At 57.8% G+C, this 14,977-nt stretch carries 14 protein-coding genes, 1 tRNA gene and 1 pseudogene; 9 read left to right on the top strand and 7 right to left on the bottom strand.

The window, feature by feature from the left end; genetic code table 11:
• Nucleotides 1-22: 22 nt before the first annotated feature.
• Nucleotides 23-805 carry a crotonase/enoyl-CoA hydratase family protein gene (locus AB9K37_RS07520; RefSeq protein ID WP_369836681.1) on the bottom strand — a complete coding sequence of 261 codons (783 nt, stop codon included), beginning with the start codon at nucleotides 803-805 and terminating at the stop codon, nucleotides 23-25.
• A complete protein-coding gene (locus AB9K37_RS07515) occupies nucleotides 798-1,658 on the bottom strand; it encodes a hydroxymethylglutaryl-CoA lyase (RefSeq protein WP_369836678.1) in 861 nt (286 codons plus the stop codon). The genes AB9K37_RS07520 and AB9K37_RS07515 overlap by 8 nt, the downstream gene beginning before the upstream one ends.
• 145 nt (nucleotides 1,659-1,803) lie before the next feature.
• Between AB9K37_RS07515 and AB9K37_RS07510 the strand changes: the two genes are divergently transcribed.
• Entirely contained in the window at nucleotides 1,804-2,754 is a 951-nt protein-coding gene (locus AB9K37_RS07510; RefSeq protein WP_369836675.1) for an MBL fold metallo-hydrolase, read from the top strand.
• A gap of 9 nt (nucleotides 2,755-2,763) precedes the next feature.
• Here the strand turns inward: AB9K37_RS07510 and AB9K37_RS07505 are convergent, their stop codons facing one another.
• Entirely contained in the window at nucleotides 2,764-3,960 is a 1,197-nt protein-coding gene (locus AB9K37_RS07505) for an alanine--glyoxylate aminotransferase family protein (protein ID WP_369836673.1), read from the bottom strand.
• Nucleotides 3,961-4,088: 128 nt separating this feature from the next.
• On the opposite strand from AB9K37_RS07505, the gene AB9K37_RS07500 reads away from it, so the two are divergent.
• The 4 genes and pseudogenes from AB9K37_RS07500 (at nucleotide 4,089) to AB9K37_RS07485 (ending at nucleotide 8,073) form a co-directional block, all read left to right on the top strand.
• Nucleotides 4,089-4,781 carry a tyrosine-protein phosphatase gene (locus tag AB9K37_RS07500; RefSeq protein ID WP_369836670.1) on the top strand — a complete coding sequence of 231 codons (693 nt, stop codon included), beginning with the start codon at nucleotides 4,089-4,091 and terminating at the stop codon, nucleotides 4,779-4,781.
• Nucleotides 4,782-4,826: 45 nt separating this feature from the next.
• Nucleotides 4,827-5,585 (top strand): annotated as a pseudogene (locus AB9K37_RS07495) (folate-binding protein YgfZ); the annotation flags it as partial.
• A 130-nt stretch (nucleotides 5,586-5,715) separates the two neighbouring features.
• On the top strand, nucleotides 5,716-7,203 hold the full coding sequence (locus AB9K37_RS07490) for a SulP family inorganic anion transporter (protein ID WP_369836668.1): 1,488 nt from the start codon (nucleotides 5,716-5,718) through the stop codon (nucleotides 7,201-7,203).
• Nucleotides 7,204-7,215: 12 nt separating this feature from the next.
• A complete protein-coding gene (locus tag AB9K37_RS07485; protein ID WP_369836665.1) occupies nucleotides 7,216-8,073 on the top strand; it encodes a universal stress protein in 858 nt (285 codons plus the stop codon).
• 79 nt (nucleotides 8,074-8,152) lie between these two features.
• Here the strand turns inward: AB9K37_RS07485 and efp are convergent, their stop codons facing one another.
• Nucleotides 8,153-8,716 (bottom strand): elongation factor P, encoded by a 564-nt coding sequence (gene efp, locus AB9K37_RS07480; protein WP_293707982.1) that lies wholly within the window; start codon nucleotides 8,714-8,716, stop codon nucleotides 8,153-8,155.
• Nucleotides 8,717-8,929: 213 nt separating this feature from the next.
• On the opposite strand from efp, the gene AB9K37_RS07475 reads away from it, so the two are divergent.
• Nucleotides 8,930-9,253 (top strand): DUF6280 family protein, encoded by a 324-nt coding sequence (locus AB9K37_RS07475; protein ID WP_369836661.1) that lies wholly within the window; start codon nucleotides 8,930-8,932, stop codon nucleotides 9,251-9,253.
• 138 nt (nucleotides 9,254-9,391) lie between these two features.
• Here AB9K37_RS07475 and AB9K37_RS07470 read toward each other — a convergent pair whose 3' ends face one another.
• From AB9K37_RS07470 to AB9K37_RS07460, 3 genes are all read right to left on the bottom strand, one after another.
• Nucleotides 9,392-10,045 (bottom strand): hypothetical protein, encoded by a 654-nt coding sequence (locus AB9K37_RS07470; protein WP_369836659.1) that lies wholly within the window; start codon nucleotides 10,043-10,045, stop codon nucleotides 9,392-9,394.
• 74 nt (nucleotides 10,046-10,119) lie between these two features.
• Complete coding sequence (locus AB9K37_RS07465; protein WP_369836656.1) at nucleotides 10,120-11,556, bottom strand: TolC family outer membrane protein; 1,437 nt, start codon at nucleotides 11,554-11,556, stop codon at nucleotides 10,120-10,122.
• 63 nt (nucleotides 11,557-11,619) lie between these two features.
• Nucleotides 11,620-12,270, bottom strand: coding sequence for a protein-L-isoaspartate O-methyltransferase (locus tag AB9K37_RS07460; protein ID WP_369836654.1), 651 nt, complete (start codon nucleotides 12,268-12,270; stop codon nucleotides 11,620-11,622).
• A gap of 144 nt (nucleotides 12,271-12,414) precedes the next feature.
• Here AB9K37_RS07460 and AB9K37_RS07455 point away from each other — a divergent pair.
• The 3 genes from AB9K37_RS07455 to AB9K37_RS07445 all read left to right on the top strand — a co-directional run bounded on the left by AB9K37_RS07455 (nucleotide 12,415) and on the right by AB9K37_RS07445 (nucleotide 14,974).
• Nucleotides 12,415-12,488, top strand: a tRNA-Cys gene (locus AB9K37_RS07455).
• Between the two features lie 723 nt (nucleotides 12,489-13,211).
• Nucleotides 13,212-14,801 carry a glucan biosynthesis protein gene (locus AB9K37_RS07450; RefSeq protein ID WP_369836651.1) on the top strand — a complete coding sequence of 530 codons (1,590 nt, stop codon included), beginning with the start codon at nucleotides 13,212-13,214 and terminating at the stop codon, nucleotides 14,799-14,801.
• Entirely contained in the window at nucleotides 14,798-14,974 is a 177-nt protein-coding gene (locus AB9K37_RS07445; RefSeq protein ID WP_369836648.1) for a hypothetical protein, read from the top strand. Before AB9K37_RS07450 ends, AB9K37_RS07445 begins: the two co-directional genes overlap by 4 nt.
• The last annotated feature ends 3 nt before the right edge of the window (nucleotides 14,975-14,977 follow it).

The raw sequence follows: 14,977 nt of genomic DNA, 5'->3' as shown, positions 1-14,977 counted from the left end.
ATCTAGCCACTGGCAAAGGGTGTCATTTTGTCCAAGCCGCCGGACGCTTATCAAAGAAGGCGGCGATTCCCTCGGACGACTCAGTTCCGGCCCAAACCTCAGCTAATGCGGCCACTGAAGCATCCACCTGCGTCTGATCTGCTCCGCCTCCCAATTCGCGAACCAACGCCTTGGCTTTTGCGACTGCGCCTGGGGCAGCTGACAGATAGGGCGCAACCTCGGCTTCGACCGCCTCTTCCAGAGTATCGAGGGGGACTTCGCGCGCCAAAAGGCCCAAACGCACGGCCTCCTGAGCGTCAAAGACGCGCCCTTGAAAGAAAACCCGACGCGCACGCGCGGCGCCCATGCGCGCAATCACATAGGGACCGATGGTCGCGGGGATAAGCCCCAGCTTGACTTCTGTAAGACCCATATGAATGTGATCCGCCCCGATGGCGCAGTCGCAAACAGAGGCCAGACCGACCCCACCCCCAAACGCATTCCCTTGCAATCGGCCAATGAGCGGCTTCGGCAGGCGGTCCAAGGCCATCAACATATCCGCTAACCTGCGAGCTTCGCGAAGTCTTGTCGCAGCATCCGCGTCGAATTGATCGCGCATCCAGTCCAAATCACCGCCCGCACAGAAGCTTTTTCCCTCGGCCGAGAGAATCACGACACGCACAGAATTATCGTCACCAAGTGACGTGGCCGCATGGTGCAATTCATCCATCATGAGAGCCGACATGGCATTATGCTTTCCAGTTCGCGTCAGCCAGATGGTGGCCACCCCTCGGTCGTCTTGATCAATGCGGATCGTTTCAGGCATGTGTTGCCCCCCTGATCTGGTGCGCAAACTGCGCGGCTTGGTCGATGATGTCGGGGTTCAGGCCGGTGTGCACCCCCAGTTCAGTCAAACGCCGCTGAACGGCCTCGGTGGCGACATTTCCCGCGGCGCCCGGAGCATAGGGGCATCCCCCCAGACCGCCGACCGCCGCGTCGAACACCCGCAACCCTTTGTCCAAAGACAGCTCGATATTTCGGAGCGCCCTGCCCCCGGTATCATGGTAATGCCCTGCGAGTTTGTTCGCTGGGGTCACAGTGAGAACTGCGTCCAGCATCAGGGCCAAGCGCTCTGGTTTTGCCTGCCCAATCGTGTCACCGAGCGAGACCTCGTAACAGCCCAAGGTCAAAAGTCGCTCGGTCACGCGCGCCACAGCGGCAGGGTCAATTTGTCCGTCATAAGGGCAGTCGGTCACGCAGCTGACATAGCCTCGTACCGGCAGTCTGGCCCCCCGCGCGGCTTCCGCAACGGGGGCAAAACGGTCAAAGCTTTCGTCGATGGTGCAATTCAGGTTGGCCTTCGAAAACCCCTCGGATGCCGAGGCGAAAATCGCGATCTCATCTGCTTTGGCTGCGATCGCACCTTCTAATCCCCGCATGTTCGGGGTCAATGCGGCATAGGAAATCCCCTGCCCTCGCCTGATCCCCGCCAGCACATCAGCGCTGTCCGCCATCTGCGGCACCCATTTGGGACTGACGAAGCTGGCGACTTCGATCCTCCGGAACCCGGCGGTGCTCAGCAAATCGACCAGCGCAACTTTGTCCGCTGTCGGGATCAATCGCTTTTCGTTTTGCAGACCGTCCCTTGGGCCGACCTCAAAAATCTCTACCTGTTCCATACTGCCACCTCCCCGAGCGGTCCGGATCGGCTGAATTGAACAGATGTTCACTTAAGGCCGCAACCCCCTTTCTGACAGGCACAGAACATTCTCGACTTTACCGATATACATTCATATGTATTTATTTGTTTCGGGAGGATTTCACATGATCAGATTTTTCACCGCCGCGCTTCTAAGTGCGAGCGCCACCTTTGCCACAGCGAGCGAAGACATCCTGGACCAGTATCCGCAATCCGAACTTTACGCCAAACCGGTCGAAGTCATCCCACATGTCTTTTCCGCCATCGGCGCGACCGCTCCGCCGACCTATGAAAACTCCGGCCACAACAACAACCTGTCTTTCATTGTGACAGACGAAGGCGTGGTGGTGATCAATGGTGGCGCGTCCTATCGGCTGGCGGCAGCCCTGCACGAAGAAATCACGGCCGTTACGGACCAACCCGTTGTTCTGGTGATCAACGAGAATGGCCAAGGGCACGCGATGCTCGGCAATTCCTATTGGGCGGAGCAAGGCGTCGAGATTTTGGCCCATGTGGACGCGATTGCAGCATTTGAGGCAGAGGCCGATTTCATCCTTCAGGGAATGCAGCGGTACAATCAGGACAAAGCCGAAGGCACTACAATCGCCCTGCCCACGCGCAGCTTTTCGGACAATGAAACCGTGTCCTTGGGCGGCGTCGACATTCAGGTTCTGCATCTGGGCCCTGCGCACGATCCGGGTGACACACAAGTCTGGATTCCCCAGTGGGGCATAATGATCGCGGGCGACATCGCGTTCCATGAGCGCATGCTGCCGATTTTCCAAGGCACTTGCACCAAATGCTGGATCGAAACGTGGGACGAAAAGCTGGAGCCGCTGGCGCCAACCTACGTAATCCCCGGTCATGGGCACCCGACCAACTTTGACCAAGTGCGCCGCTACACCCGCGATTATCTGGTCGACCTGCGGGACAAGATCGGTGCGCATATAGATGAGGGCGGCGATTTGGCGGGCGCCTACTACGTGGATCAGGAGCGGTGGAAGCACCTCGACACGTTCGAAGAGCTCGCCACCAAGAACGCGGGCCGCGTCTATGAGGAGATGGAGTGGGAATAACCCACTCCTTTATCCTTTGGCGATCACGCCTGCGGCGGCGGCAACCGCTCCGCCCGTATGGGGGATTTGCAGGGCCTGTAGGCCCGCTTCCATCACACCAATCACACCCATCATGCCGTGAGCGTTCAGGTGACCCATGTGGCCGACGCGGAAAAATCCGTGCCATGCGGGATCACCCATCTCGACCATCCCAAGGCCGATCCCCAGCGTCACCCCCGCATTCGCGGAGACCCAGTCGCGCAGTGCGGTCGCATTCGGGCTTTCCAACCGCAATGACGTCACCGCGCGGCTCCGGCACACGGGGTCCGCGATGTTCAGCTCCATTGGACCATCCTGCCCCCAGACATCCGCGGCCGCCCACAGGGCGCGGGCCAGAACATCGTGACGCTTCCAAATCGCCTCGAGCCCCTCTTCACGCATCATGTTCAACGCTTCGCGCAGGGCAAACAGGTGGTGCGTCGGCGCGGTGCCCCCAAAGAATTCATAGAACATCTGCGGGAAGGCGCGCGCGTTCCAGTCCCAGTGGGGCGAGACCATCTTCATCCCCTCGCGGGCGGCCTGCGCCTTGGGCGAGAAGAAGATGAAAGCCATACCGGGCGGGGTCATCAGGCCTTTCTGGCTGGCGGTGATGGCCAGATCGACGCCCCAAGCGTCCATCTCGAACCGGTCACAGCCCATAGAGGCCACACAATCGGCCCAGAGCATCGCCGGATGGCCCAGATCGTCCATTAGTTTGCGCAGAGCCGGAATGTCGTTCAGCACCGAGGACGAGGTGTCCACGTGGGTCGCCAGAACGGCTTTGATCTTGTGACCCTTGTCCGCCTCGAGCGCGCGGCCCACGATCTCTAGGTCCATAGGCGCACGTTTGCCGAAATCGATCAACTCGACCTCGATCCCCATCCGTTTGGCGAATTCTGCCCATCCGTGACCGAACCGGCCACAGGACGGCACCAGTACCTTTTCCCCCGGCGCGACAGTATTCGCCAGCGCGGCCTCCCAAACGCCGTGCCCGTTACATATGTACATGGCGACGTGGTGCTCTGTGCCTGCGACCCATTTCAGATCTGGGACCAATCCGGCGGTCAGCTCGACCAAAGCGCCTTCGTAGATATTCGGAGCAGGTTGGTGCATCGCCTGCAGCACGCGGTCCGGCATGATCGAGGGACCGGGGATAGCTAGATGGGAACGACCGTTCGCAAGACTCATGACAGGCTCCGTTAAAGATGTCCCGCGACCTTAGTCCCAGAAGTGACAACGTCAATTCCCCCCAACCTCTTGCCTCGACACAGGTAAGGCGATAGGGCAACGTGGCTTGAAATTCAGGACGGTAAAGAATGTTGAAAAAGATCAAAGACTGGATCTTCGACCTCGAGGTGCGGTTCCGCAATTCCTTTGGGGACGACATCTCGACGCCGTACAAGCGGTTCACGGCGCACATGCACTTGCAGTTCATTGACCATATGTTCCTGCGTTACCTGTGGACCAACGAGTTCGAAATCGCCCCGGGTGTTTGGCGCTCGAACCAGCCGGACCCTTACCGCCTGAAGAAGTTCAAAAAGCGCGGCATTAATACGGTGCTGAACCTGCGCGGCGTGGACACCTACGCCCACTACCTGTTCGAAAAAGAGGCAACGGACAAGTTGGGGATGACCCTGATCGACCGCAAACTCTATGCCCGCAAGGCCCCCCGCCCCGAGCGGATCATGGAAGTTCTAGAAACCTTTGACACGATAGAAAAGCCGTTTGTCATGCACTGCAAATCCGGTGCGGACCGCGCAGGCTTTGCCAGTGCGATCTACCTGTTGGATCAGGAAAACGCGCCCGTCGCCGACGCCAAAAAGATGCTGGCTTGGAAATACTTCCACCAGCGCTATACCAAAACCGGCGTTCTGGATCATTTGCTGGATGCCTACGAAGAACGTCTGAACACGAAAGGCCACATTGCCTTTCGCGATTGGGTCCAGACCGAGTACGATTACAAAGGCTTGCAAAAGAAGTTCAACGCGACCCCAATGTTCGAACGCTAGGGGCTTTTCCTCGGGGCGCTTTGTGCCTACCTCTGGCGCAAAGGAGTTTCCATGCCAGAGCACGCCCGCAAGATTTTTGAAATCACAGGCCCCGACGCCCGCGACTTTTTGCAGAACATTGTGACAAACGATATGGCCCGTCTGAAAGACGGTGCGATGTACACCGCTATTCTGACCCCTCAGGGAAAATATCTTGCCGACTTCCTGCTGGTGCCGCATGGGGATGCAATCCTACTGGATGTTGTAGAACCCTTGGCCGCTGGTCTGGTGCAGCGTTTAAACATGTACAAACTGCGTGCCGATGCGCAGATCACCGAAAGCGATCTGAAATTGCAGCGTGGCACTGGCGATGCGCCAGAGGGCGCCGTCGAGGATCCCCGTCACCCTGCCCTTGGCTGGCGTCTTTACGGCGAGACCGAAGGCGACGACGGCTCTGACTGGGACGCAATCCGCGTGGCGCATTGCATTCCCGAAAGCGGGATTGAGCTGACCGGTGATACTTTCATCCTCGAAGCGGGTTTCGAACGGCTGAACGGCGTCGACTTCAAAAAGGGCTGCTATGTGGGCCAAGAGGTCACCGCCCGCATGAAGCACAAGACAGAACTCCGCAAAGGTCTGGTGACAGTGGCGATTGAGGGCGACGCTCCGACAGGCACCGAAATCACGACCGAAGACGGTAAAGCTGCGGGGACGCTCTTCACGCAGTCAGGCAGCCAAGCCATCGCATTTCTGCGGTTTGACCGAGCAAATGGCCCTCTGAACGCCCAAACCGCTCGGATTTCTATGCCACAGTCTGCGGGATAAAGTTCGCGGCGGTTGTTCCTGTGTCTTAAGTCACTATAACGCGCGGCAAGTGCCTTGGCCCGTTAGCGCCAATCAACTGCCACCGTTCTGGCCCCCGCAGCGGGGCCGGACCAGAACAATCGGACACGAGATGAACTTGACCGCCTATCGCCAGCAATGGTTCGGCAATGTGCGCGCCGACCTTTTGTCGGGCCTTGTCGTTGCCCTTGCGCTGATCCCCGAAGCCATCGCCTTTTCCATTATCGCAGGTGTCGACCCCAAAGTGGGTCTCTATGCCTCTTTCTCGATCGCCGTTCTGACCGCCATCGTCGGCGGGCGCCCCGGCATGATCAGCGCCGCCACCGCCGCGACTGCGGTTCTGATGGTTACGCTGGTTCGCGATCACGGTCTCGAGTACCTGCTGGCCGCAACAATCTTGGCCGGTGTTCTACAGGTGGTCGCAGGCTTTGCCCGACTTGGTTTCGTGATGCGGTTCGTGTCACGGTCCGTCATGACGGGCTTTGTGAATGCGCTGGCGATCCTGATTTTCCTCGCGCAGTTGCCGGAGTTGGATCCGTCTAACGTGCCGTTCCTGACCTTCCCGCTGGTCGTTGCGGGCCTCGCGATCATCTACCTGTTCCCCTATGTGACCAAGGCTGTGCCATCGCCGCTGGTGAACATTCTGGTGCTGACAGCAGCCGCGATCCTCTTTGGATGGGACGTGCGTACCGTGTCCGACATGGGCGCCCTGCCCGACACGCTGCCCGTCTTCCTGCTACCTGATGTTCCGCTGAACCTGGAAACCCTGCAGATCGTGTTCCCCTATGCAGCCGCAGTGGCGGCTGTGGGTCTACTGGAATCGCTCATGACCCAGAACTTGGTGGATGATCTGACCGACACCACCTCGGACCGCAATCAGGAATGCATCGGCCAAGGCGTCGCGAACTTCTGCACCGGCTTTATCGGCGGCATGGCGGGCTGCGCAATGATCGGTCAGTCGATGATCAACGTCAAATCCGGTGGTCGTGGCCGTCTGTCCTGTGCCTTTGCCGGTGTGATGCTGCTGATCTTCTGTGTGGTGCTTGGCGACTGGGTCGGCCTGATCCCGATGCCCGCCCTCGTGGCGATCATGATCATGGTGTCCGTCGGTACATTCAGCTGGTCCTCGCTCAAGGATCTGCGGGAACACCCTGCCTCATCCTCGATCGTGATGGTTGCAACCGTTGTTGTCGTGGTCTGGACCCACAACCTAGCGATTGGCGTGCTGACCGGTGTGCTGCTGTCGGGCATCTTCTTTGCGTGGAAGATTTCGCAGCTGTTCCGCGTTCGCTCCGAGCTGTCCGCAGATGGCCGCGCCCGCACCTACCACGTCGAAGGACAGCTGTTCTTTGCCTCTGCCGAAGACTTCATGAAGGCGTTCGACTTCCGAGAAGCGCTGGAAAAAGTCACCATCGACGTCACACATGCCCACATCTGGGACATTTCGTCGGTTGCGGTGCTGGACATGGCTGTGCTCAAGTTCCGCCGTGAGGGCGCAGAGGTCGAAATCCTTGGCCTGAATGACGCCTCGCAAACCATCGTTGACCGTCTGGCGCTGCACGACAAACCGGGCGGCATGGACAAGTTGATGTCGCACTAAGGAGCGGACCAGATGAGCAATTCAAACATCCTCGCCCTGATCGACGGCTCTGCCTATTCCGAGAGTCTGTGCCATTATGTGGGTTGGATCGCAGCCCGCAGCGCGGCCTCGGTCGAACTGACACACGTGCTTGGCCGCCGCGAGGGCGGCGCCGAGCAGGACCTGTCCGGCTCGATCCGTCTGGGGGCCCGCACTGCCCTGCTCGAAGAGCTGAGCTCACTGGACGCGCAGCGCAACAAGCTGGCGCAAGCCACGGGCCGCGCCATCCTAGAGGACGGCAAAGCCATCGTGGAACAGCACGGTGAAATCACAGTCAGCACCCGCCTGCGTAGTGGTGACCTGATCGATACTGTCTCAGAGCGCGAGGCCAGCGCCTCAATGCTGGCGATCGGCAAACGCGGAGAGGCCGCAGATTTCGCCAAACTGCACCTTGGCTCGAACCTAGAGCGGATCGTGCGTGCGACCTCGAAGCCCGTTTTCGTCGCCAACCGCGCCTACACAGAGCCCAAGAAGGTCCTCATTGCCTATGATGGCGGCGTTTCCTCGATGAAGGCGATTGACACAGTTGCGCGCGACCCGCTGTTTGCGGGCCTCGACGTGACCGTCGTGACTGTCGGCACCGAGAGCGATAGCCTGCGCGCCGATCTGGACAGCGCTGCGGCCACACTGGCCGCTGGTGGCCACACAGCGACCACCAAGATCGTGCAGGGCAGCCCTGACCACGTGCTTGGCGATATGACCGACCACGAGGGCTACGATCTGCTGGTAATGGGCGCCTATGGCCACTCGCGCATTCGCAGCATGATCATTGGCTCGACCACCACCGAAATGATCCGCAGCTGCAAAGTGCCGATCGTTCTGATGAAATAAGAAAGACCCGCCTGAGCACTTCAGGCGGGTCTCACTTATCTAAATGCGTTCAGAGCGGCCCCGAAACGGGCCGCTTTTCTTATGCGCGTTCGACGTATTCAAAGGTCTCGGTGTTGACGATGATGTCTTCGTCCTGACCAACGAAGGGGGGCACCATCACCTTGACGCCATTGTCGAGGATCGCAGGCTTGAAGCTGTTCGCAGCTGTCTGGCCTTTGACGACCGGCTCGGTCTCAACGATTTTGCACTGGACCTTCTGGGGCACAGTCGCGTTCAGCGCTTCGCTTTCGTAGAATTCTACAACGATGGTCATGCCATCCTGAAGGAAGGGACGACGATCCCCCAGCAGGTCTGCGGGCAGTTCAATCTGGTCATAGGTCTCGGCGTCCATGAACACCAACATGCCGTCGGACTCATACAAGAACTGCTGGTCTTTCTGCTCCAGGCGCACGCGCTCGACCTTGTCGGCGCTGCGGAAACGTTCATTCAGCTTAGAGCCGTTGCGCAGGTTCTTCATCTCGACCTGAGCGAATGCGCCGCCCTTGCCGGGTTTGACGTGATCGACTTTGACAGCGCCCCAGAGGCCGCCGTTGTGTTCCAGAACATAGCCGGGACGGATTTCGTTACCGTTGATCTTGGGCATAAGACTACCTTGCAGGACGGTTGATATTAGGATTTCGATCCCTATATCTGGGGCTCAAGACCAAAGCAAGCGTAGTAGCAGCGCCATACCCATGTTGAAGCTATGCATTAAATGCATAGCAGGCATTCAAAAACAGGTTGCCAGAATCGACATAATTACGTCATAAAGCGCGCCACGCCCCAAGACGCAAGATCGAAACAACAAGGACGAATCATGAAAGATTTCGTTGACGGCACGGCCTACAGTAATGAACAGGGCAACCGTGCACGCAAACTTTTTGCCGCTGTTGTGTTGGCGGCTCTAGATGATGCCATCGCCGATGATAAAAAATACGGCAATGGGCCCGAGCAAATCGCACGTTGGGCACGTTCGCGTGATGGGCGCGAAGTTCTGTCCTGCGCAGGGATCGACCCCAGCGAACGTGTCGTCTCTGGTCTGATGGACTTCGTTGCCAAGGGTGTTCGCACCTCTGTTGCGCTGTCGCGCGAAGAGAGCGAGCGTCGCAACGCCTCCATGCTTCATCTGGACGCCGCATAAGACGGCTTTCGGAACCTCTGATTAAAAAAGGGTGCGCACCGGGCGCGCCCTTTTTTGTTTTTGTGCCCTACCCTCTGACCACGGGACAATAAAAAAGAGCGCCGGAGCGCTCTTGATCATCATCCAGACAAGGAAACTTCAGGCGAGGTCTTGAATGGCCAGGGCCCGGTTGATTTCACGTCGGATCAGCTTGCGAACATTGCGCGTGATCCGTTCCCCCATTTCACCCTGAAGCTCTTCGCGTACGATCTGCACGACCATAGCGCGCAACATGTCCTCATTGATCGCTGTTTGCCCTACTTCCTCAACGGGCTGGTCATCCAACATGTCATCGTTAATCGCTTCACCGTTCAAATATGCGTCCTCCGCATCGTCGGTGTCGCCCGACAAAGGGTCATTGGGATGACTTTCGGCCCAAGGCAGAGGCGTGCGGCCAACACCACCAAACACATCCCCTTCTTCGGGCTCGTAATCGTCAACACTGCGGTTCACAGCAGCGCTAAGTTCAGAAATCTTTTGTTCGATCGGGCGCGCAAAACCAAAGCTGCGCTTCGAATTCAGCGGCGCGGCGTCGTCTTCATGCACAGGTGCTGCGTTGTCGGCAGGCACGGCATCTGATGTGTCAGCGGTCTCTGTCCCGGTCACACGCAGCGCTGGCGTCAAAACCAAGCGATCAGCGGCGCTTGCGGGGGAAACCTGATCCAACACGGCATCATGCGCCTCCTCGGACACGAGGCGGCGGATCGATGTCAGCACATCTTCGATATCAACACTGGTGGTTGGTTCAGACATTGCAACCCTCACGGACTAATAGGCCAAGGGTACCCGCTGGCAGGCGATCTCACAACCGTCTGCCAGCAAAGATATTAATTTTTGCCGATTGCGCGCAACACGTCATCCAGCTTCTCGCCACGGGTATTCAGAATGGCAGGCGCTGATTTGACAGTGTTATAATAGGCTTCGGGGTCATAGGTGGGTACGTTCAGCTTCAAGTACTCCACATTCAGAAGACCCATCGCAGAGAGCAAAGAGTAGGCAGCAATGTACTCGTTGGCCGCCGCTGTGATGCTGGACGCGCGCGCGTCGAGCAAATCCTGCTCTGCATCGAGGACGTCAAGCGTGGTACGCGCACCGAGAGACGCTTCCTCCCGGACACCGCTATATGCGACGTTGTTTGCGCGGATCGATTCCTCGGCTGCGCCACGGGCAGCACGCGCCTGTGTCAGGGCGGAATAGGCAACGCGAACCGCCTCTTCGACATCCAGTTTGGTCTGCAACAGCTCTGCGCGTGACGCGTCACGGGTCGCCATGGCCTGACGTACAGCAGAGCTGATTGCACCGCCGTAATAGATCGGGCCATTTACTTCCACGCCGACGGTCGCACCGTTGGTGTAGTTACCTTCGTTCAGAGTGGTATCTTCGGCCAGATAGCGCGTGTGTCCAATCGATGCACCGACAGTCACTTCTGGCTTACGAGCAGCCTGCGCAATCTTGACCCCCAGTTCCGCCTGAGACACCGCATGCTGTGCCGCCAACAATTCAGGGTGCCCGCGCATCGCAAAACGCAGTGCTTCTTCGACCGAGTTCACGGCGACAGGAAGAGCGCTGGGTGTAGACACGCTCCCAGCGGCCTCACCGACTGCGGTAATGTAGGCCGCGCGGGAATCCGCCAAATCGCCCTGCGCCGCAACGAGATCGCTATTCGAGCTGGCGCGCGCCGCTTCGGACAAGGCCACATCGGTGCGGGTGATCTCACCAACGTCAAAGCGTTCACGGGCCGCACGAAGCTGTTCGCTCAGGACCCGCAGGTTGTTCTGCTGAAGGCTGACGATCTGGCCAGACGCGACAACGCTCATGTAGGCCGAAACCGCGTTCAAAAGTACAGTCTGCTCCGCCGAGCGCAGGGTCTGGCGTGTCGCCAAGACAGCCTCTTTCGCGACATCGATCCCCATACGCGAGGCACCGCCATCATACAGCAGCATGCTCGCGGTCAGTTCCAATGTCCCGACGGTGGTTTCATCGATGCCATCAATCCGGTTCTGCGAGCTGCCCGAAACCGAATAGTTCCGGTTCATTGTCACACCGGCAGAATATGCGAGGATCGGGCGAAGCTCTGCCACCGCACCAGCGACATCTTCGTCAGCTGCACGCAGAAGCGCCCGGTTTTGTTCAAGCAAGCCGCTGTTCTTGTAAGCTTTCGCAAGAGCGTCACCCAAGGTATCCGCGCCTGCAGGCAAAACCGCTGCAACACTCAGAGCGACAGCGGCAACACCACTGCGCAGGTACTTTTTAAAATTCGCCATTTTCAAACTCCTTCGCCCCGAACGCATGGGACCTCTTCTTTAAAACCACCCATGCTTCCGCGATCAGAGCGCAAAGCTTGGTTGTTTTGCAAATCCTTTCAGCACTGGCGCACCTGCATTGAATGCAAAACGCCAGTTGATCAGGCCATCCAACTTATAGCCAACCTTAACGGTGCCCAAAGCTCCCTCTTGGAAGATACATGCGATTCGACCGCCTTCTTTCAGCTGATCCGCGATCGCGGTAGGAAGCTCTTCAATGCCCCCTTCGATGACGATTACGTCGTAGGGACCGTGTTGTGCAGCACCGGCCGTCAGATCGCCTTCGACAATCGCGACATTATCAACCCCATGCTGTGCAAGGTTCGCTTCTGCTTCGCCTGCAAAATCGGCAATATCAACTGCGATAACGGCTTCGGCCAGATGAGCGATCACTGCGGCCGAATAACCGTAGCCGCACCCCAGGTCCAACACGAGTTCGTCGGGCTGTATATCCAGCGCATCCAGAAGTTTGCCGGTTGTCCGAGGCTCAAGAATGACGCGATCGTCAGAAAGATCGATGTTTTCGCCCATATAGGCCGCTTCTTTGCGCGATTCAGGGACATATGCCTCGCGTGGCACCGCCAGCATCGCCTCGATCACATTAAACTTGGTTACGTCCGAGGGGCGGACCTGCGTATCCACCATCATTGTGCGGCGTTGTGCGAAATCAGTCATAGACTAAACTCTCTCGTTCAGTGCGGTCTTTGGCGTCATGCCACATTACCACAGACACGGCAACGGTGGTATCACCGTTTCGGGGTAGAAGAGGGCTTGCAGCCCCCGATGGGATCAGCTAATCACCCTTCACCACACCACGGCGGCGAGTTGGCGGAGTGGTGACGCAGCGGATTGCAAATCCGTGTACACCGGTTCGATTCCGGTACTCGCCTCCACTTTTTCCAGACAGTATGCACTATCCAATTTAGCGGCCGCAGCTCTAGTCGTTGACTGCTGTTTCATGGACAGTGTGTCTCTGCTGGGTTTGCGGCAGTTTTAACACCAATCAAATTTCAAAACGCCGCACTGTTTTGCAAAGCGCAACAGCTATCCTTGCCTTTAGAAATAATATCCTCAGTATAGAAACAGCCGCGCCCTAGAGTAAAGATTGTCTCCGACAAGACAGGGCGCTCTCTCATGGCGGGAGCCCTTGATCGATCCGAATCTGGGATAAGAATCACGAAGCCCTGATGCAAAATGACGGTGGTTTTGACGGCGATCTGCACAAAAAATGTGAGCTCGGCAGCTTTTCGGCGGTGCACAAAAAATTGACCTAGTGCAACAGAGTGACAACGCGCGCTATCTGCAACGCAGCATGAGCGTCAGAATGACTTACATAAACAGCGACTGCTCCCCAAGGCCAACGTCTCCAAAGGGTCTCAAAATCTCAGGAAACCCTTATAAACCTTGGAGATTAAAGAATAAACTTTGCCACCCTTTTAAGCACAGCAGCTAAGAGATCACTCTATCATCGGGAGTGATGCCGCTTTGTGCAAATCCGCCGATAAGCAAAATTCTGCCATGCAGCGACAACTTTATCTCTTGCGAACAGTGCGCCGTTATTAAAATAAGGGAAGCAGTACTAACCCTGTTTTTTGCTGGAGTCGCTATTGTTTAAGATGCAGCAGCTTACTACCCCTTTCCACCAAGACCGCGTGTTCAACCGGCGCTCTTTCCTAGCCGGCCTTGCATGCTCTGCTGCCGCTTTTGCATTGACATCTGCAACCTATGCGAATGCACAGGAAGCCTTGGGTGAACCCTTCTCTTTCGACATCCTTTCGGAGCGTATGAAAGAGGCCGCCCAATCGCCTCTTCCCGAACCGGAAACAATCGGGGGCTTTCTGGCGGACCTGAACTACGATGCTTATCAGCGCATCCGCTTCCTGCCGGAGCGCGCACGCTGGCATGATCAGGGCCAGCATTTCCGGATGCACGCTTTCCATTTGGGGTGGTTGTTCAAGCAGCCCGTCCACATCAACGAAGTGGTGGCTGGCGAAGCCCGCCCCATGACCTTCTCGACCCGGGATTTCTACTACCCCGAGAGCCTTGGTGTGCCCGAAAATGCAGAGATGCCCGGTATCGCCGGTTTCCGCATCCACGCACCGATGAACCGTGCAGATATCTTTGATGAGCTGATCGTGTTCCTCGGCGCGAGTTATTTCCGCGCATTGGGACGTGATAACGTCTATGGTCTGAGCGCTCGCGGCTTGGCCGTGAACACCGGCCTGTCTGGCTCCGAAGAATTCCCGCGCTTCTCCGAGTTTTGGCTCGAACGCCCCGAACCCTATTCCGACACAGTGACCATCTGCGCGGCTCTGACCAGCAAATCCGTGACAGGCGCCTATCGCTTTGTCGTGAACCCCGGTGATGCAACCGTGGTCGATGTGACGGCACGGCTGTATATGCGCAACGATGTCGAGCAACTTGGTATTGCGCCCCTGACATCAATGTTCCTTTTTGCGGGGAACGACAAAGGTGACTTCGATGATTTTCGCGCTGCGGTGCACGACAGCGAAGCGCTGGTGCTGAACACCCGCAGCGGCGAGACTTTCTATCGCCCGCTCAAGAACCCAATGCGCTTGGCCAGCTCCTACCTTGGCGCAGAGAACCCCAAATCCTTTGGCCTCGTACAACGCAGCCGCGACTTCGACAGCTATCTCGATGCGCAGGCACACTACGAGAAACGCCCCTCGCTTATGATCGAACCCTTGGGCGATTGGGGCAAAGGCTCGGTTCGTTTGGTCGAAATCCCCTCGGATATGGAGACCAACGACAATATCGTGGCATTCTGGATCCCCGAGGCTCCGGCCAAGGCGGGTCAATCCATTGAACTTTCCTACCGGATGCACTGGGGCTTTACCCCCGAAGGTGACGGGTCTGCGACCCGTGCCCGGGTTGTGCGGACCCGTGTGGGCGAAGGCGGCGTCGCTGGCGTCGAAGAAAAAGCCGACACCCGTAAGTTCGTCGTCGATTTTCAGGGCGGCACCTTGTCGGAACTTCCAGCGGATGCAGACGTTGAACCTGCAGTCACAGTGAACCGAGGCGAAGTCGCCGAAGCCATCCTGAGCAAGATTAGCGGAACGGATATCTGGCGTTTGGTGATTGAAGTCAAAGCGACCTCGGACTCTGTCGTTGAATTGAAGGCAGCCGTTGAGGGCTACGAGCAAACTCTGACCGAAACATGGCTATATCAATGGATGAAGGAATGACCACTCAGACCCGCACCATGACCTCCCCTGACGCAACCGCCATGGGTATGGACAACTTCGCAGCGCCCCCTTCTGCACCTCTGGACATGCCCCAGCAGGTTTTGGAAACCCGCACCCAAGGCTTTTTTATTTTCAACATGATCCGCCTTCTGGTCCCGCGCCAGTGGGCCTGACCC

Origin of the sequence: Donghicola sp. XS_ASV15 (assembly GCF_041224595.1) — a bacterium.
Taxonomy (GTDB): domain Bacteria; phylum Pseudomonadota; class Alphaproteobacteria; order Rhodobacterales; family Rhodobacteraceae; genus Donghicola.
Note: the sequence above shows the minus strand (reverse complement) of the source record. Positions and strands in the feature narration are given on the sequence as shown.

Excerpts from the sequence above, each read along its gene's own strand:
- AB9K37_RS07520 (WP_369836681.1), bottom strand. The coding sequence starts at position 805 with ATGCCTGAAACGATCCGCATTGATCAAGACGACCGAGGGGTGGCCACC.
- AB9K37_RS07515 (WP_369836678.1), bottom strand. The coding sequence starts at position 1,658 with ATGGAACAGGTAGAGATTTTTGAGGTCGGCCCAAGGGACGGTCTGCAA.
- AB9K37_RS07510 (WP_369836675.1), top strand. The coding sequence starts at position 1,804 with ATGATCAGATTTTTCACCGCCGCGCTTCTAAGTGCGAGCGCCACCTTT.
- AB9K37_RS07505 (WP_369836673.1), bottom strand. The coding sequence starts at position 3,960 with ATGAGTCTTGCGAACGGTCGTTCCCATCTAGCTATCCCCGGTCCCTCG.
- AB9K37_RS07500 (WP_369836670.1), top strand. The coding sequence starts at position 4,089 with ATGTTGAAAAAGATCAAAGACTGGATCTTCGACCTCGAGGTGCGGTTC.
- AB9K37_RS07490 (WP_369836668.1), top strand. The coding sequence starts at position 5,716 with ATGAACTTGACCGCCTATCGCCAGCAATGGTTCGGCAATGTGCGCGCC.
- AB9K37_RS07485 (WP_369836665.1), top strand. The coding sequence starts at position 7,216 with ATGAGCAATTCAAACATCCTCGCCCTGATCGACGGCTCTGCCTATTCC.
- efp (WP_293707982.1), bottom strand. The coding sequence starts at position 8,716 with ATGCCCAAGATCAACGGTAACGAAATCCGTCCCGGCTATGTTCTGGAA.
- AB9K37_RS07475 (WP_369836661.1), top strand. The coding sequence starts at position 8,930 with ATGAAAGATTTCGTTGACGGCACGGCCTACAGTAATGAACAGGGCAAC.
- AB9K37_RS07470 (WP_369836659.1), bottom strand. The coding sequence starts at position 10,045 with ATGTCTGAACCAACCACCAGTGTTGATATCGAAGATGTGCTGACATCG.
- AB9K37_RS07465 (WP_369836656.1), bottom strand. The coding sequence starts at position 11,556 with ATGGCGAATTTTAAAAAGTACCTGCGCAGTGGTGTTGCCGCTGTCGCT.
- AB9K37_RS07460 (WP_369836654.1), bottom strand. The coding sequence starts at position 12,270 with ATGACTGATTTCGCACAACGCCGCACAATGATGGTGGATACGCAGGTC.
- AB9K37_RS07450 (WP_369836651.1), top strand. The coding sequence starts at position 13,212 with ATGCAGCAGCTTACTACCCCTTTCCACCAAGACCGCGTGTTCAACCGG.
- AB9K37_RS07445 (WP_369836648.1), top strand. The coding sequence starts at position 14,798 with ATGACCACTCAGACCCGCACCATGACCTCCCCTGACGCAACCGCCATG.